The 25700-nt window shown below is 59.0% G+C and carries 23 protein-coding genes; 13 read left to right on the top strand and 10 right to left on the bottom strand.

Annotated features, from left to right (window positions below; genetic code table 11):
* Positions 1-10 precede the first annotated feature (10 nt).
* Positions 11-268, bottom strand: a complete 258-nt coding sequence (locus IMCC20628_RS11335) for a YjhX family toxin (RefSeq protein ID WP_047030311.1) — start codon at positions 266-268, stop codon at positions 11-13.
* 390 nt (positions 269-658) lie between these two features.
* Here IMCC20628_RS11335 and IMCC20628_RS11325 point away from each other — a divergent pair, with 390 nt between their 5' ends.
* Positions 659-1192 carry a GNAT family N-acetyltransferase gene (locus tag IMCC20628_RS11325; RefSeq protein ID WP_052766394.1) on the top strand — a complete coding sequence of 178 codons (534 nt, stop codon included), beginning with the start codon at positions 659-661 and terminating at the stop codon, positions 1190-1192.
* Between the two features lie 97 nt (positions 1193-1289).
* Here IMCC20628_RS11325 and IMCC20628_RS11320 read toward each other — a convergent pair whose 3' ends face one another.
* Entirely contained in the window at positions 1290-1643 is a 354-nt protein-coding gene (locus tag IMCC20628_RS11320) for a DUF6455 family protein (protein ID WP_047030309.1), read from the bottom strand.
* 118 nt (positions 1644-1761) lie between these two features.
* On the opposite strand from IMCC20628_RS11320, the gene gatB reads away from it, so the two are divergent.
* The 7 genes from gatB to IMCC20628_RS11285 all read left to right on the top strand — a co-directional run bounded on the left by gatB (position 1762) and on the right by IMCC20628_RS11285 (position 6696).
* Complete coding sequence (gene gatB / locus IMCC20628_RS11315; protein ID WP_047030308.1) at positions 1762-3264, top strand: Asp-tRNA(Asn)/Glu-tRNA(Gln) amidotransferase subunit GatB; 1503 nt, start codon at positions 1762-1764, stop codon at positions 3262-3264.
* An 8-nt stretch (positions 3265-3272) separates the two neighbouring features.
* Positions 3273-3935, top strand: a complete 663-nt coding sequence (locus tag IMCC20628_RS11310; RefSeq protein ID WP_047030307.1) for a YdcF family protein — start codon at positions 3273-3275, stop codon at positions 3933-3935.
* A gap of 81 nt (positions 3936-4016) precedes the next feature.
* Positions 4017-4514: a GNAT family N-acetyltransferase gene (locus IMCC20628_RS11305; RefSeq protein ID WP_047030306.1), complete on the top strand. Its 498-nt coding sequence runs from the start codon at positions 4017-4019 to the stop codon at positions 4512-4514.
* 164 nt (positions 4515-4678) lie between these two features.
* On the top strand, positions 4679-5167 hold the full coding sequence (locus tag IMCC20628_RS11300) for a DM13 domain-containing protein (protein WP_047030305.1): 489 nt from the start codon (positions 4679-4681) through the stop codon (positions 5165-5167).
* A 31-nt stretch (positions 5168-5198) separates the two neighbouring features.
* Positions 5199-5633: a GNAT family N-acetyltransferase gene (locus IMCC20628_RS11295; protein WP_245307921.1), complete on the top strand. Its 435-nt coding sequence runs from the start codon at positions 5199-5201 to the stop codon at positions 5631-5633.
* A gap of 104 nt (positions 5634-5737) precedes the next feature.
* Complete coding sequence (locus tag IMCC20628_RS11290) at positions 5738-6136, top strand: NADH:ubiquinone oxidoreductase subunit NDUFA12 (protein ID WP_047030303.1); 399 nt, start codon at positions 5738-5740, stop codon at positions 6134-6136.
* A gap of 131 nt (positions 6137-6267) precedes the next feature.
* Positions 6268-6696 (top strand): DUF2155 domain-containing protein, encoded by a 429-nt coding sequence (locus tag IMCC20628_RS11285; RefSeq protein WP_047030302.1) that lies wholly within the window; start codon positions 6268-6270, stop codon positions 6694-6696.
* 114 nt (positions 6697-6810) lie between these two features.
* Here the strand turns inward: IMCC20628_RS11285 and IMCC20628_RS11280 are convergent, their stop codons facing one another.
* The 6 genes from IMCC20628_RS11280 to IMCC20628_RS11255 form a co-directional block, all read right to left on the bottom strand.
* Positions 6811-9006: an OmpA family protein gene (locus IMCC20628_RS11280; RefSeq protein WP_052766393.1), complete on the bottom strand. Its 2196-nt coding sequence runs from the start codon at positions 9004-9006 to the stop codon at positions 6811-6813.
* Between the two features lie 93 nt (positions 9007-9099).
* Positions 9100-9720 (bottom strand): leucyl/phenylalanyl-tRNA--protein transferase, encoded by a 621-nt coding sequence (gene aat / locus IMCC20628_RS11275; protein WP_047030301.1) that lies wholly within the window; start codon positions 9718-9720, stop codon positions 9100-9102.
* A 34-nt stretch (positions 9721-9754) separates the two neighbouring features.
* On the bottom strand, positions 9755-11104 hold the full coding sequence (gene accC / locus IMCC20628_RS11270; protein ID WP_047030300.1) for an acetyl-CoA carboxylase biotin carboxylase subunit: 1350 nt from the start codon (positions 11102-11104) through the stop codon (positions 9755-9757).
* Positions 11105-11116: 12 nt separating this feature from the next.
* Complete coding sequence (gene accB, locus IMCC20628_RS11265) at positions 11117-11590, bottom strand: acetyl-CoA carboxylase biotin carboxyl carrier protein (protein WP_047030299.1); 474 nt, start codon at positions 11588-11590, stop codon at positions 11117-11119.
* Between the two features lie 262 nt (positions 11591-11852).
* Positions 11853-12617, bottom strand: coding sequence for a DsbA family protein (locus IMCC20628_RS11260; RefSeq protein WP_047030298.1), 765 nt, complete (start codon positions 12615-12617; stop codon positions 11853-11855).
* 55 nt (positions 12618-12672) lie between these two features.
* Positions 12673-13965, bottom strand: coding sequence for a M48 family metalloprotease (locus IMCC20628_RS11255; RefSeq protein ID WP_245307920.1), 1293 nt, complete (start codon positions 13963-13965; stop codon positions 12673-12675).
* Positions 13966-14349: 384 nt separating this feature from the next.
* On the opposite strand from IMCC20628_RS11255, the gene IMCC20628_RS11250 reads away from it, so the two are divergent.
* The gene (locus IMCC20628_RS11250) at positions 14350-15468 is read left to right on the top strand and encodes an aminotransferase class I/II-fold pyridoxal phosphate-dependent enzyme (RefSeq protein WP_047032475.1); all 1119 of its coding nucleotides are present in this window, start codon (positions 14350-14352) and stop codon (positions 15466-15468) included.
* A gap of 146 nt (positions 15469-15614) precedes the next feature.
* Here the strand turns inward: IMCC20628_RS11250 and IMCC20628_RS11245 are convergent, their stop codons facing one another.
* Positions 15615-18536 (bottom strand): ribonuclease E/G, encoded by a 2922-nt coding sequence (locus IMCC20628_RS11245; protein WP_047030297.1) that lies wholly within the window; start codon positions 18534-18536, stop codon positions 15615-15617.
* Between the two features lie 808 nt (positions 18537-19344).
* Here IMCC20628_RS11245 and IMCC20628_RS11240 point away from each other — a divergent pair.
* The 4 genes from IMCC20628_RS11240 (at position 19345) to IMCC20628_RS11225 (ending at position 25078) form a co-directional block, all read left to right on the top strand.
* The gene (locus tag IMCC20628_RS11240; RefSeq protein WP_082128321.1) at positions 19345-20607 is read left to right on the top strand and encodes an N-acetylmuramoyl-L-alanine amidase; all 1263 of its coding nucleotides are present in this window, start codon (positions 19345-19347) and stop codon (positions 20605-20607) included.
* A gap of 207 nt (positions 20608-20814) precedes the next feature.
* Positions 20815-23265: a penicillin-binding protein 1A gene (locus tag IMCC20628_RS11235; RefSeq protein WP_047030296.1), complete on the top strand. Its 2451-nt coding sequence runs from the start codon at positions 20815-20817 to the stop codon at positions 23263-23265.
* A gap of 119 nt (positions 23266-23384) precedes the next feature.
* Positions 23385-24513 (top strand): peptide chain release factor 2 gene (prfB, locus tag IMCC20628_RS11230; protein WP_156174482.1). Its coding sequence is split into 2 segments (ribosomal slippage): positions 23385-23453 and positions 23455-24513, totalling 1128 coding nucleotides; the frame shifts between segments, so codons are not numbered across the junction.
* A gap of 304 nt (positions 24514-24817) precedes the next feature.
* Positions 24818-25078, top strand: a complete 261-nt coding sequence (locus IMCC20628_RS11225) for a DUF1344 domain-containing protein (RefSeq protein ID WP_047030294.1) — start codon at positions 24818-24820, stop codon at positions 25076-25078.
* A gap of 47 nt (positions 25079-25125) precedes the next feature.
* On the opposite strand, the gene IMCC20628_RS11220 is transcribed toward IMCC20628_RS11225, so the two are convergent.
* Positions 25126-25674, bottom strand: coding sequence for a hypothetical protein (locus IMCC20628_RS11220; protein ID WP_047030293.1), 549 nt, complete (start codon positions 25672-25674; stop codon positions 25126-25128).
* Positions 25675-25700 lie beyond the last annotated feature (26 nt).

Here is a 25700-nt window from a genome sequence, read left to right as displayed (position 1 = left end):
CGCTTTGCGGTTACCTGTTGTTCAATTGCGATCGGACCAGTTCCAGGCCGCGTCGGGTGACGCCGTAAGGCTGTCCCTTGCGCGAGCTTATGGCACGTCTGCGCTTGAGCTTGCGGAAGATTTCGAGATCAAGTCCGCCATACAGCCAGCCCTCACGGGTGATGAGCTTGGCGTCGGCGATCTTCCTGGCGTCATTGCGGGTGAGTTCGATCCTGCCGCCCTGGGCGAGCAGGTGCAAGATGCGCTGTTCGGCGCGGGAAATATCCATTGGTTTCGTGTCCGGGATAGCGCTCGTGTGAGCGCGCAAAAACATCAGCCAACATCAATGACGTCAGCGGTTTCATGTTTTTGACGGGCCGTGCGCGGCGTTTTGTACGCGGGCAGGCCCCTTACCGGGACTCGTTCGAAGAGAACATAAAGGCTCCGTTGATGGATCTGTTCAGGATAAGAGAAGCCTTCAGGAGGATCAAGTTTGACCGCGATATTCAACACCCAGAAAGACTGCCGGTGTTGCATCATTGCCTTGAAGACACGTCGCACACGCCGTCACAACCACGCCATAAAATCCCTCAGGGCTTGATGAACCGCGCAATTCCGGCGACAGTCATACCAACCACCGCGCCCTTGGGCGTAGTCATCACCTGACGGAGCCGTATTCATGCTGACAATCCGGCCTGCCAGTTCCGCTGAAGCGCAGGATCTTGCCTGGATCGGGCTGGCTGCGTGGGAGAAGGCAATCCGGGTCTGGGGCGAGGATGCCGACCGGTTGCGTGAAAACGCCAAGGAAGCCTTTTACGAATTCTGCACCGCCCACTGGCCCGACATTCTGGTTGGCGAATGGGACGGCGATCTGGCCGGGTGGGGATCGTGTGAAAAGGCCGACGACTTCATCACCGACCTCTGGGTTCATCCGGAGTTTCAGGGCAGGGGCATCGGCACTGTCGTGCTCGAAGCCATTGAGGCCGGTATCAGGGAACGTGGCTATCCTGCCGCCCGGCTTGACACCCATGCCCGCAACGCCGGCGCGATCCGGCTCTACAAGCGTCTGGGCTACCGTGTGAAGGCCTATTTTGTCACCTATTCCGAACCACTGGATGAAGACATCGACAAGGTCGAGATGATCAGGGAATTTTACCCCGGCACAGAACCGGTCGAACCCGGTATCGATGAGGATGGCCTTTACGGCATTTGAGCAGCGGTGTTTGCAGACAAAAAAAGACCCGGAGGCGGGAGGCCAGTCCGGGCTGTTCAGTTGGGCAAAGCGAGCTCTGCCTAGAGGGATCTGCAATTCAGACGTCGGGTGATTTCTCGATATCGAGCTTTGAAGTTACCCGCTCAAAAAGGTCATGGTTGCGGCAAAAACCTGGCGCTTCATCAGGATTTGGCTCATCCAGCAGCCACTGCTGGCAGGCATCAGGCTGGTTGCAAGTCAGGCAACGGTTGGCCGCACGGCGCAAAACTCCGGCGTGGCCCGGCATCGATTTCATCTCGTCAACAACTTTGAGCTTGTTCATCATGCCGTCCATCAGGTCGGCGCGCTGGGTCAATCGGCTGAAATAATCGAACGTGCTCATGAACCACTCCTCTTTGGCGTTGATGCAAGAATCGCATGCCGCCAGCGGGGTCGCATTGATCTCGGTCAAACATTTCGCAGGTGGTTTTATCGCTCGCCAGACGCAGTGATGGCTGGAAAGTCTTGCAGTTCGTCCGCCTTTGTTCTACCGGACGGGGTATCGAAATTTCCAGAATAATGAGCCTGCCATGACCCTCGTTGATACCCGCACCCCTGAACCCAAGCGCTTTGTTGCTGGCGCCACCGGCGATTGGGAGATTGTCATTGGTCTCGAAGTTCACGCTCAGGTGACCAGCAATTCCAAGCTGTTCTCGGGCGCCTCGACGGAATTCGGCAATGCCGCCAATTCCAATGTCAGTCTGGTTGACGCGGCAATGCCAGGCATGCTGCCTGTGATCAACGAGGAATGCGTCGCTCAGGCCGTGCGCACCGGGCTTGGCCTGAAAGCGCAGATCAACAACCGTTCGGTGTTTGACCGCAAGAACTATTTCTATCCCGATCTGCCGCAGGGCTATCAGATTTCGCAGTTCAAGGATCCGATTGTCGGCGAGGGCGAAATCATCATCTCGGTCGGTCCGGACCGCAAGGGCAATTTCGAGGACATCGAGATCGGCATCGAGCGGCTGCATCTGGAGCAGGACGCCGGCAAGTCGATGCACGACCAGCACCCGACCATGTCCTATGTCGATCTCAACCGCTCCGGCGTGGCGCTGATGGAGATCGTCTCGAAACCCGACATGCGCTCGGCTGACGAGGCCAAGGCCTATGTCACCAAACTCAGGTCGATCCTGCGCTATCTCGGCACCTGCGACGGCAACATGGACGAAGGCTCGATGCGTGCCGACGTCAATGTCTCGGTGCGTAAGCCCGGCGGCGATTTCGGCACCCGCTGCGAGATCAAGAACGTCAACTCGATCCGATTCATCGGTCAGGCCATCGACTACGAAGCCCGCCGCCAGATCGCCATCATCGAAGACGGCGGCACCATCGACCAGGAAACCCGGCTGTTTGATCCCGGCAAGGGCGAAACCCGCTCGATGCGGTCGAAGGAAGATGCGCATGACTATCGCTATTTCCCCGATCCCGATCTGCTGCCGCTGGAATTCGACGATGCCTATGTCGCCGCGTTGAAGGCGGATCTGCCTGAATTGCCTGACGACAAGAAGGCGCGCCTGGTGCGTGACATGGGCCTGTCGGTCTACGACGCTTCAATCCTGGTCTCGGAAAAGGCGATTGCCGATTATTACGAGGAACTGGCCGCCGGGCGTGACGGCAAGACCGCCGCCAACTGGGTCATCAACGACTTGCTGGGCGGCTTGAACAAAGCCGGCAAAGGCATTGAAGAGACTCCGGTTTCGCCCGCTCAGCTTGGCGGCATTCTGGATCTGATCAAGGACGACACCATTTCCGGCAAGATCGCCAAGGACCTGTTCGAGATCGTCTTTAACGAGGGCGGCAACCCGGCCGAGATCGTCGAAGCCAGGGGCATGAAGCAGGTCACCGACACCGGCGCCATCGAAAAGGCTGTCGATGAAATCATCGCCGCCAACCCCGATCAGGTGGCCAAGGTCGTGGCCAAACCGGCCCTGGCTGGCTGGTTCGTCGGTCAGGTGATGAAGGCCACCGGCGGCAAGGCCAATCCGAAAGCCGTGCAGGAACTGGTCAAGACCAAGCTCGGCATCGAGGACTGACAGCACCGATGGCCATCAGCGACGCCCTGGTGATGCGGAATGCCCAAATTCTCTGGGATTATCACGACACCGGGACGCCGCTCGAAGCCGCCGACGCGATCATAGGACTTGGCAGTTACGACTTGCGGGTGGCTGACCGCTGCACCGAACTGTTTCTGAGTGGGTTGGCGCCGAAGATTGTGTTTACCGGAGCCTCGGGCAACTGGACCCGCGGCTTGTATGCGAACTCGGAAGCGCAGGCCTTCGCTGAACGCGCCATCGCACTCGGCGTGCCCACTGCGGCCATCAGCCTTGAACAGGAATCCACCAATATCGCCGAGAACATCAGTTTCGTCCGCGCCATGCTTGCAGCTGCCGGGCGGGTGATCTGGGTGACGAAGCCGCAGACACGGCGCCGGGTCAGCGCCACGCTGGCGGTCGCCTGGCCCGAGGCAACGTCAATGATCACCGCGCCCGCGCATGATCTGGCGGCGCAACCGACCGATCACCACCCATTCGAGGCTTTGATTTCCGAAATGGTCGGGGATGTCTGGCGCATGGCCGCCTATGCCGAAAATGGTTTTCAGGCCAGCCAAACAATTCCGCCTGCGGTGCGAACTGCCTTCGGCACCCTTGTCGCGGCAGGCTTTACGCACCATCTGCCGGAGGGTGTGCGTTCACTTGACCGCTGATTGATCTCCATATGAAACCGGCCTGCTTCGCCGAACCGCTGACGACGGTCGTCTCGCCGTGACAATTTGAGGAAACTGCCAATGTTTTTTGTCCGATCCGCCTCTGCCCGAGACATTGATGCCATCCGCAATGTGCTCGTGGATACCTGGAGGGCGACCTATGCGCCGTTTTATGGGGCTGCCAAGGTCGAGGAGATCATCGCCGAGTGGCATTCCGAAGCGGCCATCCAGGCCAATCTAGACAAGCCGGGCGGTGAATATCTGGTGGCAGATGACGGCAAGCTGATCGGCGGCATCGCCTTTGCCAGCTATGCGCCCGGAACCAAAGTGGTGTCATTGCACCAGCTTTATGTTCGGCCCGAATGTCAGGGATTGGGCATTGGCCGCGATCTGTTCGCCGAGATCGAGACCTGTTTTCCCGATGCGAAAAGCCTCAGTGTCGAGGTCGACCCCGGCAACGAACCGGCGATCGGCTTTTACAAGGCGCATGAGCTGGCCGAGACCGGACACACCGACAATTGCGGCAAGGGAGAATCCGGCATTCCGGCAATGATCCTGACCAAGCAACTCTCCGTGTAGGCAAGCGGTGGCTGATGCTTGCAAACCTGCTTGCTGCGCGCCCTGTCGGAACGTCAATTGTAATGTACTATTTCTGGGGGTGGTATCTGCAACCTTACCTTACGACACTCGACGTAAGCCATGTTAGAAACACCCCCGCAAATGCCAATGTTCAGGTTGGGTGAATGATACGATTTTACAAAATTGCCATCCCGGTTTTCATTGTCGGATTTATCGCCGGGAATGCTTTCTGGTATGTTTTTTCGCCTTCATTCATTGACCGTGTGGTCAATGAGCAATTGCCTTCGGGCTTTGTCCTCAGCGAAGCGCGGTCAGGTGAGTTTCGAAATGCCGATGGTGCGCATCGTGGCTCCGGGTCAGCCAAAATTCTGGTGGCCGACGGTGGCGGCGCATTGCTGCGTTTTACCGAGTTCCAGGTTACCAACGGCCCGGATCTCGAGGTCTGGCTGGTCAAGGATCCCGATCCGAAAAAATCTGCCGATGTGAACGCCAGCCAATGGCTGTCTCTGGGGCCGCTCAAGGGCAACAAGGGCGACCAGAGCTATGTCATCCCTGATGGAACCGATATCAATGACTGGGGTTCGGCTGTCATCTGGTGCGAGCAGTTCAGCGTCTTGTTCTCCGTCGCCACCCTGTCGCAACCGAAAGTCTGATGACGTGACCGGGGTTGAAATCCGGATAGCAATGCGCCGGGATGTTGCCGCAATAGCGGCCATGTTGGCCCAGGAAACGCTGGTCGGGCACGGCGACAGCGCCGATCCTGCCGATTTTCCGCTGTACCTCACGGCTTTCGACCGGATTGCGGCCAGTCCCAATGACACACTCTATGTTGCAGTCCGTGCCGGCGAGATTGTCGGCACGTTCCAAACAACGCTGATTGTCGCGCTGACCGGCAAGGGCGCATCAAGCTTCATAATCAAGGCGGTGCATACCCGCAGTGATATGCGTGGCAACGGGATCGGCCAGGTGATGATGACCCATGCCATCGCGCAGGCCAGGGCCGAGGGCGCGACAATGGTTCAACTGATGTCCAACGCTGATCGGATTGACGCGCACCGGTTCTATGAACGGCTCGGATTCGTCGCCAGCCATGTCGGTTTCAAGATGAATTTGGCCTGAGCACAGGCTGCCCGGTACTGGACAATATTGATCCAGCGGGCCATAAGGCGGGACAGGACGCGGCTGAATACTCATCGCCGCCGGGCCACGGACGAGAGGCTTTCATGAAGACGCTACTGCTTCAGATATTCACCTGGTGGAACGGGCAAACCCTGGGAACCAGGTACCATACTTGGCGACATGGCAATCGTGTCGGCGAAGATGCGCTGGGTAATGTCTATTATGAAGGCGGCTCGGACTCCGAAGGCCGGACCCGCCGCTGGGTGATCTACAACGGTCCATCCGAAGCCTCCACCATACCGCCAGGCTGGCACGGCTGGATGCATCACCGCACTGATGTGTCGCCTGCGTCCGAGGACTATGCAGCGAAAACCTGGGAAAAGGCGCATCAGCCGAACCTGACAGGCACCGGCCGCGCTTACCGACCCAAGGGTTCCATCCTCAATCAGGGCGCCCGTCCGCATGTGACCGGCGACTATGACGCCTGGACACCAAAATCCTGACAAGCTGCCACGTCTTTGGCGCGACCATGCCACAATTCATGGTTAAGGCTTCTTTGACGGCAGCGGGTTAGTATCGAGATCCGAAACATGCCGGGACCGGTCCGGGTCGGGCCTTGTGACGAGTGAAGCAGATGACATACCAAGCCAACATTTTTGCCAGGAACGTAAGCCCGATTCTTGTCGCCGTCTCGATTTTCACCGGCGCGGCAGTTCCGGCTGCAGCGGCAGTCATCGAAAATCCCGTGGCGGTGTTTTCCGCAATCGACAAGATCACCGGTCGAATCACCACGTTCGACGTCTATGTCAACGAGACTGTGCAATTTGGCGCGCTTCAGGTGACCCCGCGCGTGTGCAACAGCCGTGACGAGACCGAAGCGCCGAAAACCACAACCTTTGTCGAAGTTGACGAAATAACTCTCGATCGCAAGATCCGGCGCCTGTTCACTGGATGGATGTTTGCTGATTCGCCCGGTCTCAATGCGGTCGATCATGCGGTCTATGACGTCTGGCTGAAAGAATGCAAACAGGTCTCCGAGGTTCCTGCTCCCTCAGGCAACTGAGATCGATCAGGCCGCCGCCACGGCAAATCCCATAGTCAAATTGAAAACACCGCGCGTTCGATCGAACGCGCGGTGTTTTGTTTCATAGTCGGGGCAAGTTGACCTGCCGCCGCATCAACGTGATGCGACAGGCGTGACCAGCGGGGTGATCCGGCGAATGGTAACCCTTCGGTTCAACCGTTCAGGCGCTTCGGTGCTCACTTTGAGATAGCGTTCGCCATAACCCTGCGTCACCATGTTTTCCGGCGGAATTCCGAACACGTCGCTCAGTGCTACCGCGATGGTTTCTGCGCGACGGTCTGACAGCACCAGGTTCGCTTCATCCTTGCCAACAGCATCGGTGTGGCCTTCGATCAGGAAGGTCTCGGCCGGGTTGTTTCCGAGTATATCGGTCATGGCGTCGGCAACATCGGAGAGCCGCTGGATCTGGTCTTCGGCGATGGTCGCCTTGCCAAATTCGAAGGTCAGCGAATCAAGGTCGATCCGGCGAACCTTGTCACGCAGCCGGGCAGACCGGGTTACCTCTTCCACCGTGTACAGGCGCTCGACCTGTTCGACCGGTGGCTCCATCAGGAACTCCAGATAGGCCGATGGTTCAGCGTCGGTTGAATCAAGGATGTATTCGTTGATCGGAATAGACAGCCGCAGCGGTGGCAGCGCGCGACCCGGATCGACAAAGGCTTCACGCGAACCATCGCTATTGGCGTTGGAGAAGAACAACACGTATTCCCGTCCGTCCGGCATAACCCGGCTGCGCTGCACCACATCGCCCCAGCGGTTGGTAATGGTCACCAGTTGCACGCCATTTGGACGGACAATGACTTCACGCACCCGTCCGCCGCGCAGCTGTTCATAATAGACTTCCTCGCTGCCCGCACGGAGCCGGTCGCGCTCGTCATGCTCGATGATGGTGCGGTTGTCGACTTCAATAAGGGTGCGGTTGTCGATCTGGTTGATGATGGTCACATCTGTCTGGGCTTCACGCGCAGGCCGCTCTTTGACGCGCTCGCCACGCTCTGACATCGCTTCCGGCGCAGGAGCGCTTCTCAGTGCCGGTGCCTGGGCTTCTTCGTCTGATGCAGGCGGTGGTGGAGCAGGCTCGTTGGATGCAGCAGGCGCAGTGGACGGCTTGTCGCCCTTCACAGGTTTTTCCTTGGCGCTGTCGAGCACCGGAGCGCCATCTTGCACCGGCAGGTTCAGCACCTCTTCCGGCACAGGCGCGGCAGCGCCGTCGGTTTCCGGCACAGGCGCGGCAGCGCCGTCGGTCTGCTGGCCATCACCCTGTGTTGCGGGTTTTGATTCCTCAGCAGCTTCGGCTGGTGCGGTTTCCGCCGCAGGGGCTGCAGGTTTTGCAGCTGGAGTCGGTGCTGCTTCCGGGGCAGGACCTTCCTCAGTCGTGGCGGGTTTTGCTTTCGGAGTTGGTGCTGCATCCGGTGCAGGGACTTCCTCCGACGCTGCGGGTTTTGCAGCCGGCGTCGGTGCTGCATCCGGTGCAGGAACTTCCTCGGACGCTGCAGGTTTGGTTTCCGGAGTGGGAACAGGCTTCTCGGTCGCCGCCTCTGTTTCGGGGGCTGCTTCGGTCGGTGCCGGTGCCGGCGTGACTGCTTCTGGCGCAGCGGGAGCCGCTTCGGCCGGTGCTTCAGGTGCAGCGGGAACTGCTTCCACGGGCACCTCGACCTGTACTTCAGGTGCGGCTTCCGCTTCTGGGGCAGCTACTTCAGGTGCGGTTTCCTCGACAGCGGCTTCAGGTGCCGCCTCTGCAGCCGGGGCGGGCGTCACCTCCGGTGCTGCTTCAACGGGAGCCACTTCCTTCGCCGGCTCTTCAGCCGGTTCTTCTACCTTGGGCGCGAGCGCTTCTTCTGCAGGCTCTGGTGCGGGGGCCTCTTCGACAGCCGGTTCAGCCACTGCTGCAGGTTCGGGGGCTGCTTCAGCCGGGGCCGCTTCTGGCGCAGTCTCGGCTGCTTCCGACGCGGCGGGAGCTTCGGGTACGGGGATTTCAGCTTCCGGGGCAGGAGGGGCAGCTTCAGCGGCGGCGCTGGCTGCTCCAAGCTCGGCCTGCGCCGCAGCGACGTCCGCCTGCGCGGCTGCCACATCGCCACCCGAAGCTTCTGCTTCGGCCAAGCGTGTCTGTGCTGCGGTCAAAGCTGCTGCTGCGTCGCCGACGCTCAACTGCACTCTGGTCACAGAACTGCTGAATGCCGATTTCGGTGCGTCAAGCACGCGGGACTGGCTGTACGGTGCAGCGTGGGAAAAGCCGATACCAACAAGGCTTATGGCGGTTGAGGCAAGCAAAAGTCGTGTCAATGTCACGTGGAGATCTCCTGTAAGGTCAAGTACCCTTCGCAACTCCAACGCGCTCGGTCCGTTAAGGTTCCGCTTCGGACGAGGTTGATCTGTGGGGAATCAAAGTGGGTCGGAAAACGGCAGATCTGGCCCGTCGAGCGCCTCCGCCAGCAGTTCGGCGTAGTCCTGGCGCGGAATGTCGACTGCACCGAAGCGTTTGAGATGGTCGGTGGTGAACTGGGTGTCGAGAAGCACGAATCCGCGCTCACTCAAACGTTCGACAAGATGCACCAGGCAGATTTTCGAGGCGTCAGTAGCGCGGCTGAACATGCTTTCGCCGAAAAATGCCCGTCGCAGCGAGACGCCGTAAAGCCCACCCACCAGTTTCCCGTCACTCCAGGCCTCGACCGAATGGGCGTGACCCAGTTGGTGAAGGCTGCTGTAAAGCCCCGTGATCGTTGCGTTGATCCAGGTGGAGGGCCGGTTTTCAACACTCTCTGCACAGGCAGCGACTACTTCGTCAAAAGCGGTGTTGACCCGTATCTCGAAGGGTTGTTGCCGCACAGTCCGGGCCAGGCGCTTGGGAATGTGGAAGTTGTCGAGCGGCACCACGCCGCGGATTTCCGGTTCGACCCAGAAGATCTCCGGATCATCAGCCGAATCGGCCATCGGAAACAGGCCCGAGGCATAGGCGCGCAGCAACAGGTCAGGTGTGATCTGGAGGTGCGCGCCGCGCTGCAAAGCTCAGGCTCCCTGAACGATTGTCAGGAGAAGCCTATTTTCCTGCTTTGGCCGCAAGAAACTTTTCCAGCCAGTGAATGTCATAGTCACCATTTGCGATGTCCGGATTGGCAAGAAGATCGCGAAACAACGGGATCGTGGTATTGATGCCATCGACGACGAACTCGTCGAGCGCCCGTCGCAGCCGCATCATGCATTCCACCCGGGTTCGCCCGTGTACGATCAGCTTGCCGATCAGGCTGTCGTAATAGGGCGGTATCTTGTAGCCCTGATAGACGCCGGAATCGACCCTGACGCCAAGGCCGCCGGGCGGGTGGTAATGGGTGATTGTGCCGGGTGAGGGGACAAACGTGTTCGGATCTTCGGCGTTGATACGGCATTCGATGGCGTGACCATGAAACCGGATGTCTTCCTGGGTCATCGAAAGTCCGCCGCCCGAAGCGATGCGGATCTGCTCGTTGACCAGATCGATGCCGGTGATCGCCTCTGTGATCGTGTGTTCCACCTGCAAGCGGGTGTTCATCTCGATGAAAAAGAATTCGCCGTTCTCATAGAGAAACTCGATGGTGCCGGCGCCGCGATATTTCAGCTTACGCATTGCTACCGCGCAGATCTCGCCAATTTCCATCCGCTGATTTTCGTTCAGCGAAGGTGAATTGGCCTCTTCCCAGACCTTCTGGTGTCGCCGTTGCAATGAACAATCCCGTTCACCAAGATGGACCGCATTGCCCTCGCCATCACCAAGAACCTGAACCTCGATGTGACGCGGCCTGCCCAGATATTTTTCCATGTAAACGGCATCATTGCCGAAATTTGCCAGAGCTTCGGATCGCGCCGTTGTCAGGGCTTCCGACAGTTCTTCGGCATTGTTGGCCACTTTCATGCCCTTGCCGCCACCGCCAGCGGTTGCCTTGATCAGCACCGGGTAACCGGTTTCCTCGGCAACCTTGATAGCCTGCTCGACGTCGAACACCTCGCCATCAGAGCCCGGGACACAAGGAATGCCTAGCGATACAGCGGTTTTCTTGGCGGTGATCTTGTCGCCCATGAGGCGGATATGGTCTGCGGTCGGGCCTATGAAGGTGATGCCATGCGCATCGAGAATATCGGCGAACTTGGCGTTTTCGGACAAAAAGCCATAGCCCGGATGCACCGCGTCGGCACCGGTGATTTCGCAGGCCGCAACGATCTGGTGAATGTTGAGATAGCTGTCGCGTGATGGCGGTGGGCCGATGCAAACGCTCTCGTCGGCCAGGCGCACATGCATGGCGTCCTGGTCGGCGGTTGAATGCACCGCGACGGTCTTGATGCCGAGCTCCTTGCAGGCCCGCAACACCCTGAGTGCGATTTCGCCACGATTTGCAATGAGAACCTTGGAGAACATGGCCTGACTCACTTACTCGATCTCAATCATCGGTTCGGCGAATTCCACCGGGTCACCGTCAGCGACCATGATGTTGACGACCTTGCCGGACCGCGGCGAGGGTATCTGGTTCATCGTCTTCATGGCTTCGATGATCAGGATTGTCTGACCTTCCTTGACCATCTGGCCGATCTCCACGAAAGCCTTCGATCCGGGCGCAGGCGACATGTAGACAGTGCCGACCATCGGCGCGGTCACCGTGTTGGCGGATTTTGCAGCGGCTGCGGCAACTGTTTCCGCTGACGGTGCGGCCGGGGCCTGCGCCACCGGTGCCGGCACTTGCTGCTGCGCGATCGGCGCATGGATCATCTGAGGCGATCCCGCACGGCTCACCCTGACACGCAGGTCATCCTGTTCAATCTCGATCTCGGTCAGATCGGTCTCGTTGAGGATATTTGCGAGATCCCGGATCAGATCCTGGTCAATCGACGGTTTTCGTGTTGCCATCGGATTATTGCCTCTGTCTTGTTGTTGCAGGCGGTCGTTGAGCCGCCACGCCAATTGTCCGTCCCTTTACAGCCCCGCACTGCCACCTGACAAGTCTTCGGTGAGCGCCGGGCTGTGAATAGACCTTAACCCCGCGCGCCGGGAGGGTTTGACCTTCAGTCATACACTGCTTGCCAATCGGCGTGGGCGGCTTTCTCCCGACCTGGTCGATTGTCCACAAGCGATTGGGTCTGATCCCTGCTCGAACCAGTCTGCGCGTCTGCTAGCAAACCGTGCTTTCACACTGGCGCATATTGGTGATCTTGGCTTGCAGCGTTTCCTCGCCAACGGCGCCAAAAACGGCTTCGTCGCCGATGATGAATGAAGGCGTACCTGAAATGCCAAGAGCGTTGGCGAGTTCATAGGTTTGCTTGATTGACTGATCAATTGCCGGATCGTCCATACCGGCTTTCAAAGCCGCTGCGTCAACGCCGAACCCGGTGGCGACTTCAATGGCATGTGCTTCGGTGGCGCGGACATCACCACCCAGCAGCGCGACGTGGAAGTCACGATAATGCTCCGGTGCGAGCTTGCGAAACGACATGGCGACCCGGTGCGCGGCGAGCGAATCCGGGCCCAGGATCGGAAATTCTTTCAGCACGAAACGGACATTCGGGTCCTTTTCCAGGAGACCCACCATGTCGTTCATGGCGCGTTTGCAAAAACTGCAATTGTAATCGTAGAACTCGACCACGGTAACGTCGCCATCGGGGTTGCCCAGTACGATGTCTTCCGGCGCGCGGAAAATTGCGTCCTCGTTGCTGCTGATCGCGGCCTGGGCCATGACCCGGCTTTCAGCTTCCTTCTTGATTTCCAGCGCCTGGCTCATCTCTTCGATGATTTCCGGGTTGGCTAGCAAATACTCGTGGATGAAAGCGCCAAATTCCTTTTTCTGGCTGTCGTCAAGGGCAGCAGCAGGCAGCGGCAATGCCGTTGACATGCCGATGAGAAGGGCGGCCAGCAGGCCTTTGCGGGGATGAAATGTCATGTCGGTTGCTCCTCTTGCCTGCCCTTGGCGGGCGGGTTTTGCTCTGCAGGATGTTCTATTTCCCGATGGTTAAGATGTCGTTGGCCCGGCGCGCGCTGGTCGAACCTTTTGGCAGCTTCTGCAAGGCGCGGGCTGCGAATACCTTGGCTTCTCTCAAATTGCCGGCGCGAAAATTGCCCTCCGCCATTATCAGTTCGGCGTTCGCGATATCGCCTGTCTGGCCATAGGCTTGGGAGAGATGCCTGTAGGCATCATAGTTTTCAGGTTCACCCTGCAGCGATGCGCGCAATTCTTCAATGGCGCGGCCCATATTGGCCGGCTTGCCTGAAGCCACGAGCGCAAATCCCAGCCGCGCCCGGATCAACGGCGATCGGGCAGCATCGAGCTTGGCTGCCTTGGCGAACGCATCGATCGCTTCGTCGCTTTTTCGCAGCTTGATCAGGACTTCGCCGCGGAACTCATGAAAATACGGATTCTTGGGTTGTTCCTTGATCAAGGCATCCAGTTTTTTCAGCGACGCCGCTGAATTGCCGGAAAGGTCGGTGGCGATTGCGTCGCCATAGCGCGCGGCCAGAGAACCCCGGTCCTTGGAAAACAATCGGGCAACGGCAGCGGCTCCACCCGAATAGGCGGCAATCTTGGCCCGCATCAACTGGTGCCGTTCATTCAGTCTTTTCGGATCCTGCGCGTCAAAATATTTGCTCTTGCGCGCAAGTTCCTCCAGCAACGCGATGCGTTCACGCGGCAGCGGATGGCTGATCTGGTACTGGTCCACCTGGATGCCCGACAGCGACAGGCTTTGGGAAAAGCGTTCGAAGGTTGTCAGCATGCCGCGGATGGATTGCTTGGTGGCGTCGAGGTAGCGCGCGGCCGCCTGGTCGGCATTCATTTCCTCAGAACGCCGGTAGCTCAACAGGTTTCGCTGCGCCAGTCCCGGTGCGGCAGTAATCAACGCGCCACCGGCCTGCGCGCCTCCGGAACTTCCTGCGATGCTGCCAGCGGCGATGGCGCCGGCACCGAGCAGGCTGCCGACAATAGCCAGAGTGCGGGCCGTGGCAATCTGCTCGCGCAGCCTTTGTTGATGACCGCCTTCCAGATGGCCGGCCTCATGTGCGATGACTCCGATGATCTCGTTGGGTACGGCTGCTGCGGTGAGAGCGCCGGTGTTGACGAAGATGCGTTGGCCATCAACGAACGCGTTGAAACCCGGATCATTGACCAGAACAATCTCGACCCGGCTTGCATTCAGACCTGCGGCATTGAGCACCGGTGTGGCGTAGTCCTTGAGCAGGGTCTCGATTTCCGCGTCGCGCACAACTGCGACATTGCTCTGGGCACTGGCTGGCAAGACCTGCGCGCAACAAAGCAGTGCGGCCGTCAACGTGCCAATGGTCCGGCGGACTATCCCTTTTGGTGTAGCTCGGATTTTCACCATGTCTGCTGATGTCCTCGTCATTGATATGAAAGGTAGTGGCTAAGTCTGGAAAATCAATCGTATGAGCCAGACAAGACACTAGGCTCTCGCTCTTGTGAAGGCCACGACAATCGGGCATTTGTGCGGCCATGCGCCGCTGACATCGTTCGCATCCGATGCGATCAGTAGATTTTGAAGGTGTTGCAGCAGGCTAGCCGTAGTATTGCGGCCAGTCTTGTGGCCTAGCGCCGCTTGGTTCAATCAGGGAGTTTGGTTTTGACAATTCAGCGTAAACCGTCGGTCGAGCCGTTTCACGCCATGGACGTTCTGGCCGAAGCAACGCGGCTCAAAAGCTTAGGCAATGACGTCATTTCCATGGCGGTGGGCCAGCCGGCGCATCCCGCGCCTCAACTTGCGCTGACTGCCGCCGCTCGTGCGCTCGAAGCCGGGCGTTTGGGATACACCGATGCGCTTGGCCTCAAGAGCTTGCGTCAGGCGATCGCCACCCGTTACCAGAGCCAATATGGCATTGAGCTTGATCCGCGCCGCGTCGCCGTGACAACCGGTTCCTCGGCGGCGTTCAATCTGGCTTTCCTGCAGCTCTTCAATCCCGGCGATCTGGTGGTCATCACGCGGCCCGGTTACCCTGCCTACCGCAACATCCTGTCCGCCTTGGGTCTCAAGGTTGTCGAGATCGCGGTCGGGGCGGACACCGGACACGCGCTGACGCCCGCAGCCATCGAGGCCGCCGAACGCGAAGCCGGCGCCCGGGTAGCAGGCGTGCTGATTGCCAGCCCGGCCAATCCCACCGGCGCGGTGCATTCAAGACAGGCCATCACAGATCTCGATGCCTGGTGCGCCGAGCGCGGCGTGGCCTTCATTTCTGATGAAATCTATCATGGCCTGACCTGGAGTGGCGAGGAGACAACCGCCCTGTCGGTCTCCGATAACGCCGTGGTGATCAATTCATTCTCGAAATATTTCTGCATGACCGGCTGGCGCATCGGCTGGATGGTGCTGCCCGAAGATCTGGTGCGGCCGGTCGAATGCCTGGCCCAAAGCCTTTATATCAGCCCGCCGGAATTGTCGCAGATAGCGGCAGAGGCCGCTTTGGCTGGCATCGCCGAGATGGAAGCAGTGCGCGCCGGCTACCAGATAAACCGATCATTGCTGGCCAAGCGTCTGCCGGAACTTGCCTTGCCGTTTGCAGCGCCGATGGACGGCGCGTTTTACGCCTGGGTGGATGTGTCGGGACATACCAACGATTCCATGGCCTTTGCCCACCAGATGCTGGCCGACATTCATGTCGCGGCAACGCCGGGCAGGGATTTCGATCCTGTAGACGGTGCACGGTTCATGCGGTTTTCCTATGCCGGCAGTCACGCTGACATGACCACCGCGCTCGACCGGATAGAACACTGGCTCGGCAAACGCTGAGACGCGTCGTGCCGCTGTCGCAATCAACATAATCAGTTGTTTACAGCGCTTTGCTGCCACGGCCGGAAAGCCATCTACTTCAGGATTTCGGACATAAAAAACCGGCGGTCACCCGCCGGTTTTTTGTCATTCTGTTTCAGAGGCGATCAAAAGAAACCGCGCTTCTGCCACCAGCCGCCCTTTTTGGGCTTCTTGGCTTCGTCAGGCGCGGTGGACGACGTCACCACCGGCGCTGTGGCGGCTGCAGCGATATCGACAACCGCTTCAGGCGCTTCGGACTGTTTGGCTTCCTCGGGTGCAGCGGTTTCAGCAACCACTTCCGTTGCCTCGACAGGGACGCTGACTTCCTCAGTGCTTGGAGCCGGTTCGACAGGAGCTGAAGCAGCTTCGGCTTCCGCAGCCTTGTCCGCGGCGATCTGCGCCTTGGTGCGGCGCGGGCGCCGAGCGGGCTTGGCAGGTTTTGCCGGTTCAGCTTCAGGCTCGGCTGCAGCAACTGCAGGCGCAGCCTCGGCTGCAACAGCGGCTTCGGGAACCTCAGCGGTCACGGCATCGCCATCACCTGTTGAGGCTTCTGCTGCAACCGGCTGTGCGGCTTCGCCATTGTTTTCCGTTGACTCGGTTGCGTCCTCTTCGCGGTTGCGGCGTCCGCCGCGCTTGCCGCGCCGGCGGCGCTTGCCACGATGCTGATCGTCGCTGTCGCCGTCGGAGGCTGAGGTTTCATCGTCAGAGGACGCATCGTCATTCTCGTTATCGCTGGCGTCAGAGCTGTCATCTGATGAGGCAGTCTGCTCGTCGCCATTGCCGTTTTCGCCATCAGGCTTGCGACCGCCGCGCCGACGCCGTCTGCGGCGCTTCTTGCCTTGGCCGTCTTCGCGCTCGGGATTGCTCTCAGCCTGAACGACCTCTAATGTCTCTTCGGTCTCTGCGCTGTCTTCAGGAGTTTCCTCGACAATCTCCGGATCGTCATCATCCTCCGGATAGGCAGGCGTGTTGACGGTGATGTGCTCGATATTGACTGGCGATTCCACCGCCGCGCCGCGATCGATGGCGAAGTGGTTGGCCCCGACTGCTTCATCTGCCGAGAAGCTGATCGAAACGCCGAAACGATTTTCCAGATCGACAACCGTGTCGCGCTTGTGATTGAGCATGTAGAGCGCGGTGTCTGCCGTGGTGCGCACGATGATATCGTGCGTGGTGTTCTTGAGCAGATATTCCTCGACGCCGCGCAGCACGTGCAGTGCCACCGAAGACTCCGACCGGATATGGCCATTGCCACCGCATGTCGGGCAGATCTGCATGGTGCTTTCCAGCACTGACGCCCTGATCCGCTGACGTGACATTTCCAGAAGGCCGAAATGCGAGATCCGGCCGACCTGGATGCGGGCGCGATCGTTTTTCAGGCAATCCTTCATCCGCTTTTCAACCGCGCGGTTGTTGCGGTTTTCTTCCATGTCGATGAAGTCGATGACGATAAGCCCGGCCAGGTCGCGCAGTCTGAGTTGCCGTGCGACTTCGTCGGCTGCTTCCAGGTTGGTTTGCAACGCCGTGTCTTCGATCGAGTGCTCGCGGGTCGAACGACCGGAGTTGACGTCGATGGCGACCAGCGCTTCGGTCTGGTTGATGATGATGTAGCCGCCGGACTTCAGTGTCACCTGCGGCTGCAGCATGCGGTCAAGCTGGGTTTCGATGCCCGAGCGTGAGAAAATCGGATGCAGGTCGCGATAGGGCTGAACCACCTTGGCGTGGCTCGGCATCAGCATCTTCATGAAGTCCTTGGCTTCGCGGTAGCCTTCCTCGCCGGAGACGACGATTTCCGAGATGTCCTTGTTGTAAAGGTCACGGATCGACCGCTTGATCAGGCTGCCTTCCTCGTAGACGAGGCTTGGCGCCGTCGACTTCAGCGTCAGGTTGCGTACGTTCTCCCACAACCGCATGAGGTATTCGAAGTCGCGCTTGACCTCGACCTTGGTGCGGTTGGCGCCGGCGGTGCGCAGGATGACGCCCATGCCCTTCGGCACTTCCAGTTCGCGGGCGATTTCCTTGAGACGCTTGCGATCGGGCAGGTTGGTGATCTTGCGCGAGATACCGCCGCCACGGGCGGTGTTCGGCATCAGCACCGAATAACGGCCTGCCAGCGACAGATAGGTGGTGAGCGCTGCGCCCTTGTTGCCGCGTTCTTCCTTGACCACCTGAACCAGCAGGATCTGGCGGCGCTTGATGACTTCCTGAATGCGGTACTGCTTGCGCGGCTTGCGCTGCGACCGCGTCGGGACTTCTTCCATCGCGTCTTCGGAGCCGACGGATTCAACCGAATCCTCGTCACTGTCGTCATTGCCGTTGTCGCTGCCGCCGTTTCTGCGCTTGCGGCGCGGTGCCGGCTCGGAGATTTCATCGGCTTCGACATCTGCCGACATTTGGGTCGGCTTGTCATCGTTGTCGGTGTTGTCTTCGCCAGCGTCAGCGTTTGAATCTGCGGAATCATCGCTGCTTGCAGCGGATGTTTCTTCAGTTGCAGCCGGAGTGTCGGCAGTCACCGTTTCGGCGGCATCATCTGCAGGTTCCGCTACGGCCTCGCCGGCGTCTGCATCTTCGGCCTTGACCTCGTCGCCGGTCTTCTTGCCCCGGCGGCTGCGGCGTGGACGCGACTTGCTTGTCTTGGCGTCTTCGCCATCAACAGCTTCGGCCTCAGCCGGCTTTGCCTTTGATTTTGACCTGGACTTTGTTTTGCTGGGTCCGTTGTCGGCTTCGTCGACGCTTTCAAAGTCTGGATCATTGGCCGCGTCTTCGGCGTCAGCCTGAAGCAGCGCCTGGCGATCGGCCAGCGGGATCTGGTAATAGTCCGGGTGAATTTCCGAGAAAGCCAGGAAGCCGTGGCGATTGCCGCCATAATCGACAAAGGCTGCCTGGAGCGATGGCTCCACGCGTGTGACCTTTGCCAGGTAGATATTTCCACGAATCTGTTTTTTGTGTTCCGATTCGAAATCGAATTCTTCTATGCGGTTTCCACGAACGACAACGACGCGTGTCTCCTCGGGATGGGAAGCGTCGATAAGCATTTTTTCTGACATTTAGTATGAGCTCCTCGGCGCGACTTCGACGGTGTGCTCCGCCGCCTCGAAAGGCGGGGCAGGAGCAAGTCGACTGGAAGTGCGCCGGATGAAAGATATTCCGGGGCTCGGCATGGGGCGGTGCTCAACAGGGACGTCACCGGGGCGTATAACGCCCGGGGCCTGTTCACACTTGGGGAGATCCGCATTTGCACCATAAGAGCCAGCCGGAATTCATTTGCGTATAGTCCTTGCGGACCGATGAAAGCCCCAGTTGGGGCATGCGGCAAATGCGCCGCGGAGGTTGTGGCAGGAATCCTCGCCCGCCGGTTTAATCAATGTCCTGGCCTTGTTCCGGTCGAAAGCAGAGACGCCTTGCCGTATTTTCAGCCATATTGCCTTGCAGGAACAAACAGATTGGGTTTCCGAGATGGAAACTGTGAGCCGTCCGCTCCGGGGAAAGGTACTTCAATAGACGACGGACGATCCGCACTCCTGGCGCCGTAGGCCCGATACGGGCGGCGGCCGGAAGGGTGACAGTTCTATCCCGTCAATACACTTTCCTAACCAAGCTTCTATGGGGAGAACCGCCATCTGGCAAGCTGAAAACACCTCCATTACATTTGCCCAACTTGCTGGGCTGGTCAAAAGTGTCGTTGAGTAAGGTTTGGCCCTGATCAACATGGTAAACGAACGGTTAACCGTATTGAGCGAAGCTGCTGTCGGGCAGAAAAATCCGAATCAGGCCATGGCCCCGCCCTCCGGGGTGGAGCGCATGGTGCCCTGGCAAATTGCAGCCCCCATGCACGTTGGAGAGATTGGCAATCGAATGCAGTTTTTGGCAAAGACCTGGCGGGATCAAGACTTCGGGGCCCGAGTGGGTGCGGGGCGCTGCGCGGCTTTTGCGGCTTATGTCCTGGCTGCGCTCATTATCTCGCCGGCGTTGGCGCAGGCCGAGCCGGACACTGCCAATGCCAGCCGGCATATTGCCATTGCGGCACGCATGGCCGGTGACGAGAGCCGGGTCCGGCTTGTTCTCGATTTCGAGCGGCAACCGGAATTCCAAATACACTATCTGCAGGATCCCTATCGTGCCGTTCTCGACCTACCGGACACGGTGCTGGCTTTTCCCGAAGACTCGCTGAAACCGCGCGGACTGGTTTCTGCTGTTCGACATGGCGTTTCGGGGGAGGGCCGGGCGCGCATGGTGTTCGAATTCACCGCACCGGCCCGGATGTATCTTGTTGAAACCACCGACGACGTTTCCGTAGTCATCCACCGCATGGTGTTTGATGCCGTTGCCATTGACGATGCGGCGTTTTCCGCGGAAGTTGCAGGCTCGGTCTGGGCGGATGTCGACCAAAAAACGGCTGCCGAGAAGTCTTCCGGTCCGGCAGACGATGACCTGATGATAGTCATCGATGCCGGGCATGGCGGAATCGACGGTGGCGCCGAAGGGCCAGCGGGTTCGACTGAGAAAAATGTCACGCTGGCCTTTGCCGAGGCCTTCAAGGAAGCTCTCGAGGATGTCGATGGCGTCCGCGTGGCGATGACCAGGACCGACGATTCGTTTCTGTCGCTTTCGGCCCGGGTAAGGAAGGCTCGCCATGAGGAAGCTGACCTGTTGATTTCGCTGCACGCCGATTCGATCTCGATCCGCTCCTTGCGCGGCGCAACGGTTTATACCTTGTCAGACAAGGCTTCCGATGCGCTGGCGCAGTCTCTGGCCGATCAGGAAAATCGAGATGACGTCATCGTCGGCGCCAATCTGCAGGACGCGCCCGAAGCGGTTGCGGCGATTCTCGTCGATCTCGCCCGCACCGAAACCCGGGTTTTCTCGGCCGGTCTGGCTCGGCAGGTGGTCAATTCCTTTGAGGGGCAGGTCAAGCTGATCAACAATCCGCTGCGTCACGCCGGTTTCCGGGTTCTGCAGGCGCCTGATGTCCCCTCGGTACTGGTTGAGCTGGGCTATCTGTCCAATCATGAAGACGAAAAATTGCTGACTGACGACGAATGGCGGCACAACACCGCACGCTTGCTGGCGCAGTCTGTTGAAAATTACCGCAAAACGATCTTGGCGAACCGGCAATGATGGCAGATAACGCCTATATCGGCTCCAGGGTGTTGCGGCAGTGTGACAGTATCGCATCTGCTTGCGGGACAAGGGCTTGTGCCGGAGCAAATCCGGGACTAGGCCCTATTTTACTCACAATGTCCGGGCTAACCGGGTGCATGGATTGGTTGGCCAAGATTTTGGCGCGGGCCTTCAGGTCAACAAAAAACAAACGGTAGCGGACTGATGATACGACTGATTGGATATCTCTTCGGGATTGGAGCCGTGCTGTTCCTGATCGTTGCGGCCGGCGTTGCCTGGTATATTGGAGATGTCTCCAAGGATTTGCCGGACTACGAAGTCCTCAACAGCTACGAACCGCCGGTGACCACGCGTGTGCATGCGGCCTCGGGCGAACTGATGGCCGAATACGCGCATGAGCGCCGCTTGTTTCTTCCAATTCAGGCGATTCCTGACCGGGTGAAAGCTGCATTTCTGTCTGCCGAGGACAAGAATTTCTATTCGCACCCTGGTGTCGACCCGATTGGTTTGGCCCGCGCAGTCGTCAACAACATCCGCACCGGCGCGCGCCAGGGTGCGTCGACGATCACTCAGCAGGTTGCCAAGAACTTCCTTCTCACCGCCGACCAGACCTACGAGCGCAAGATCAAGGAAGCGATTCTGTCGTTCCGCATCGAGCAGGCCTATTCGAAGGACCGCATCCTCGAACTCTATCTCAATGAAATCTTCTTCGGTCTCAACGCCTATGGTATTGCCGGCGCAGCGCTGACCTATTTCAACAAGTCGGTCAATGAACTGACCATCGCCGAGACCGCCTATCTGGCGGCCTTGCCGAAGGCACCATCCAACTATCATCCCTTCCGGCATCCTGAACGCTCGATCGAACGCCGTAACTGGGTTGTCGACCGGATGGTCGAAAATGGCTATGTCAGCGCCGCTGACGGCGCCGACGCAAAGCAGCAACCGCTCGGCGTGACACCACGCAAGACTGGTTCCTATCTGTTTGCATCCGAGTACTTCGCCGAAGAGGTTCGCCGCGAACTGATTGATCGCTACGGCAATGATGCGCTCTACGAAGGCGGCCTTTCGGTCCGCACGACCCTTGATCCGAAGCTTCAGGCACTGGCGCGCAAGGCGCTGCAAAAAGGCCTGACGAGTTATGACGAGCGCCGGGGTTTCCGAGGGCCGGTCAAGAAGATTGAGGTCTCCGGCGACTGGGGCACGTTGCTGAGTGAAATCGATCCCTTGCGCGATGTTCCCGAATGGCAACTGGCTGTGGTTCTGTCCGCAACTGACGATGTTGTTGACGTTGGACTGCGTCCGGGCCGGGAAGTCTCCGGGACAGTCGGTTCTGAACGTCTGACGGGATCAATTCTGGCCGACGACATGAAGTGGGCTTTCCGGGTCAATATCCCAGGCGAAAAGGCTCGCAACGTCAAAAAGGCGTCGGACGTGCTCAATCCGGGCGACGTGGTTTATGTTGAGTCCTTCGAAAAGGAAGGCGAACAGCGCCTGCGGCTGCGGCAGCCGCCAAAGGTTCAGGGCGCGCTGGTGGCCATGGATCCCCATACCGGCCGCGTGCTTGCGATGGTTGGCGGGTTCTCCTACGCCCAGTCCGAGTTCAACCGCGCTACCCAGGCCAAGCGCCAGCCGGGATCTGCCTTCAAGCCGTTCGTCTACGCCGCAGCACTCGACAATGGATATACGCCCGCGTCCGTGGTGCTGGATGCGCCGATCGAGATTGTTTCGGGCGGAGAGATCTGGAAACCCAAGAACTATGGTGGCGGTTCGGCCGGACCATCGACCTTGCGTCTCGGGATCGAGCGTTCGCGCAACCTGATGACTGTCCGGCTTGCCAGGGACATGGGCATGAATCTGGTGGCTGAATATGCCGAGCGTTTTGGTGTCTATGATGACATGTTGCCGGTGCTTGCGATGTCGCTGGGTTCGGGCGAAACAACCGTGATGCGCATGGCTTCGGCCTATTCAGTGCTCGCCAATGGCGGAAAGCAGATCAAGCCGTCGCTGATCGACCGCATTCAGGATCGCTACGGCAAGACCATCTTCAAGCATGAGGAGCGCAGCTGCGACGCATGTGTGGCCACGGCGTGGCTGTCGCAGGCCGAACCGGAAGTCGTCGATACCCGCGAACAGGTGCTTGACCCGATGACGGCCTACCAGATCACTTCGATGATGGAAGGTGTTGTGACCCGCGGCACAGCCGCAAGCAAGGTCAATCTTGGTCGCCCGACAGCGGGCAAGACTGGGACCACCAATGAGGAAAAAGACGCCTGGTTCATGGGCTATACCGCCGATCTGGTGGCAGGTGTGTTCATCGGTTTCGACAATCCGACCCCGATGGGACGCGGCTCGACCGGCGGCGCATTGGCTGCTCCCGTGTTCAACGAGTTCATGCTCGCCGCACTCGAGGGCACCCGGCCTGTCGATTTCCGCGTGCCGCAAGGCATGAAGCTGATAGCCATCAACCGCAAGACCGGAATGCAGGCAATGTCGGGCGAAGGCGATGTGATCATGGAAGCGTTCAAACCCGGCACTGGTCCATCCGATGTCTATTCGGTCATCGGGCTCGAGGATTATGCGACGGGCGAAGCCATTACCACGATTTCGCCGCAAGCCAACCAAGCCGTGGTTACAGGCGCAGGCGGGTTGTACTAGAGACTTGAAGTGGTTTGATAATCACTTCCTTTGACGGCTTTACATCAATCGGGCTGGACCTTATGGTCCGCCCGCTTTGGCAAGAGACCTTGCCTGAAAACTGACGGAACCGGACTCTCATGCGCGCAGAAACCCAAGTCGTTGTCGACGAAATCAAGCAGGCCATAAGCCTGCTGAGGAGGCATCTTTGACTGGGAACCTGCCCAGAAACGCCTGCAATGGCTGAACGCCAAGGCTGAAGATCCGTCGATCTGGGACGATGCCCAGGAAGCCCAGAAGCTGATGCGCGAGCGCCAGCATCTCGATGATGCGATCAACGGTCTCAATCGTCTGGAAGCCCAGCTTTCCGACAATCTCGAGCTGATCGAGATGGGCGAAGAAGAGGGCGATGCCGGCATCATCGGTGAAGCCGAAGCCGCGCTTAAACTGCTCAGAACCGAAGTCACAAGGCAACAGATTGAATCCTTGTTGTCCGGCGAGGCCGACAGCAACGACACCTATCTGGAAGTGCATTCGGGCGCCGGCGGCACCGAGAGCCAGGACTGGGCCAACATGCTGTTGCGAATGTACACCCGCTGGGCAGAACAACACGGCATGAAGGTCGAACTGCTGGAAATCCATGATGGCGAAGAAGCCGGCATCAAGTCGGCGACGCTGCTGGTCAAGGGCAGCAACGCCTATGGCTGGCTCAAGACCGAATCCGGCGTTCACCGGCTGGTTCGGATCTCGCCCTATGACAGTCAGGCCCGCCGCCACACCTCGTTTTCCAGCATCTGGACCTATCCGGTAATCGATGACACCATTGATGTCGACATCAATGAAAGCGATTGCCGCATCGACACCTACCGTGCCTCAGGCGCCGGCGGACAGCACGTCAACACCACCGATTCCGCCGTCCGCATCACCCACGTTCCGACCGGAATCGTGGTTCAGTGCCAGCAGGAACGTTCGCAGCACAAGAACCGTGCACAGGCTTGGGACATGCTCCGGGCGCGGATCTATGAGGCGGAACTGAAAAAGCGCGAAGATGCAGCCAGCGAAGAGGCTGCCTCAAAGACCGAAATCGGTTGGGGCCACCAGATCCGCTCCTATGTTCTGCAGCCCTACCAGCTGGTCAAGGATTTGCGGACCGGTACCGAGAGTACCAATCCGCAAGGCGTGCTTGACGGCGATCTTGACCAGTTCATGGAAGCAGCACTCGCCCAGCGCGTCTACGGCGGCGCAACAGACGTGGCAGACATCGACTGATCTGCGTCCTTGGGCATTTCGAGTGAGCATTTGCGCAACGATCTGTGTGAGCCGATTGCTTCCGATGTGCTGCCTAACCGCATGGCCGAAATTGGGCGATATGGTGCCGCGCAACATTAAATATCTGTAATTGGCACCCTGTCTTCAGGAAGCCTAGATTCACATCCGAAGCCGGATCAAGCCGGTGGAGCGGGAACCGATCCTGATCCACGACGCGACCTGACCAGACGGCTTCGGTTGATCCGCGCAAGGCCAATCTCTCAAGAACGAGCCCGCCCTGCCGGATATACATGGAGTGACATTAATGCGTGTTGTTCTCGCCACCCTGACTGCCGGTGCAATTCTTCTGTCTTCATTTGCTGCTTTTGCAGCCGGTACGATGACCTCCGGAGTCGTCAAGTCCTTTGACGCAAAACAGCTGACGCTGACGTTGAATGACGGCACTGCCTTTTCGTTGCCAAGCGGCTTCAAGGACCCGGGCCTGAAGGCCGGCAGCAAGGTCGAGCTCAGCTGGCACATGCAGAATACCAAGCATGCGGCCGACACCGTGAAACTCATCAAATAGACCTGATTTCAGGTCGGCAACGGGGGCTTTGGCCCCCGTTTCTATGTCTAATTGCTTGATTGCTCGACCCGGATATCGCCGAGTTCATCGATGTAGACGGACCATGTATCCGGTTCGATCACCTTGGGATCGGTCTTGAGGTAGATATAGGCAGCAAAGCCGGGTTGGCTGGCCGCTCCGGTCGAATCTTCCGGTCTGATATCGGTGACATAACCGCCGAGCGCATTGATCTCGTCGAGGCCTATGGTCAAGGTCGATTCAGGCCCCTGTGGGGTCAGCGCGATCTGTTGAAGATAGACCAGCGACTTGTTGTCTTCGCCGCGAATGGCGATCAGGCGGTAATAGCCGCGCGCCGCAGGTGGAGTGACCGTTTCCGGTTCTGCGGCAGTTTGGCCGGCTTCAGCACTCGTTTCAGGAGCGGCTTCCTCAGTCTCCGGTTCGTCCTGATCCTGCCAGAATCCGCCGCTGGTGACGAACAGGACACGGTCGGGAACCGTCTCCGCCAGCATGGAGGCATCCTGTGCAAATCCGGCAGACATCATCGCCGGAATCAGGCCGGCCAGCACAAGCAGAATTTTAGGGGCAGGGTAGGTCATCAGTCCAATTCTCCAGGATTGAAAAT

It is taken from the genome of Hoeflea sp. IMCC20628, assembly GCF_001011155.1.
GTDB lineage: Bacteria > Pseudomonadota > Alphaproteobacteria > Rhizobiales > Rhizobiaceae > Hoeflea.
Note: the sequence above shows the minus strand (reverse complement) of the source record. Positions and strands in the feature narration are given on the sequence as shown.

Excerpts from the sequence above, each read along its gene's own strand:
- IMCC20628_RS11335 (WP_047030311.1), bottom strand. The coding sequence starts at position 268 with ATGGATATTTCCCGCGCCGAACAGCGCATCTTGCACCTGCTCGCCCAG.
- IMCC20628_RS11325 (WP_052766394.1), top strand. The coding sequence starts at position 659 with ATGCTGACAATCCGGCCTGCCAGTTCCGCTGAAGCGCAGGATCTTGCC.
- gatB (WP_047030308.1), top strand. The coding sequence starts at position 1,762 with ATGACCCTCGTTGATACCCGCACCCCTGAACCCAAGCGCTTTGTTGCT.
- IMCC20628_RS11310 (WP_047030307.1), top strand. The coding sequence starts at position 3,273 with ATGGCCATCAGCGACGCCCTGGTGATGCGGAATGCCCAAATTCTCTGG.
- IMCC20628_RS11305 (WP_047030306.1), top strand. The coding sequence starts at position 4,017 with ATGTTTTTTGTCCGATCCGCCTCTGCCCGAGACATTGATGCCATCCGC.
- IMCC20628_RS11300 (WP_047030305.1), top strand. The coding sequence starts at position 4,679 with ATGATACGATTTTACAAAATTGCCATCCCGGTTTTCATTGTCGGATTT.
- IMCC20628_RS11295 (WP_245307921.1), top strand. The coding sequence starts at position 5,199 with ATGCGCCGGGATGTTGCCGCAATAGCGGCCATGTTGGCCCAGGAAACG.
- IMCC20628_RS11290 (WP_047030303.1), top strand. The coding sequence starts at position 5,738 with ATGAAGACGCTACTGCTTCAGATATTCACCTGGTGGAACGGGCAAACC.
- IMCC20628_RS11285 (WP_047030302.1), top strand. The coding sequence starts at position 6,268 with ATGACATACCAAGCCAACATTTTTGCCAGGAACGTAAGCCCGATTCTT.
- accC (WP_047030300.1), bottom strand. The coding sequence starts at position 11,104 with ATGTTCTCCAAGGTTCTCATTGCAAATCGTGGCGAAATCGCACTCAGG.
- accB (WP_047030299.1), bottom strand. The coding sequence starts at position 11,590 with ATGGCAACACGAAAACCGTCGATTGACCAGGATCTGATCCGGGATCTC.
- IMCC20628_RS11260 (WP_047030298.1), bottom strand. The coding sequence starts at position 12,617 with ATGACATTTCATCCCCGCAAAGGCCTGCTGGCCGCCCTTCTCATCGGC.
- IMCC20628_RS11250 (WP_047032475.1), top strand. The coding sequence starts at position 14,350 with ATGGACGTTCTGGCCGAAGCAACGCGGCTCAAAAGCTTAGGCAATGAC.
- IMCC20628_RS11245 (WP_047030297.1), bottom strand. The coding sequence starts at position 18,536 with ATGTCAGAAAAAATGCTTATCGACGCTTCCCATCCCGAGGAGACACGC.
- IMCC20628_RS11240 (WP_082128321.1), top strand. The coding sequence starts at position 19,345 with ATGCAGTTTTTGGCAAAGACCTGGCGGGATCAAGACTTCGGGGCCCGA.
- IMCC20628_RS11235 (WP_047030296.1), top strand. The coding sequence starts at position 20,815 with ATGATACGACTGATTGGATATCTCTTCGGGATTGGAGCCGTGCTGTTC.
- IMCC20628_RS11225 (WP_047030294.1), top strand. The coding sequence starts at position 24,818 with ATGCGTGTTGTTCTCGCCACCCTGACTGCCGGTGCAATTCTTCTGTCT.
- IMCC20628_RS11220 (WP_047030293.1), bottom strand. The coding sequence starts at position 25,674 with ATGACCTACCCTGCCCCTAAAATTCTGCTTGTGCTGGCCGGCCTGATT.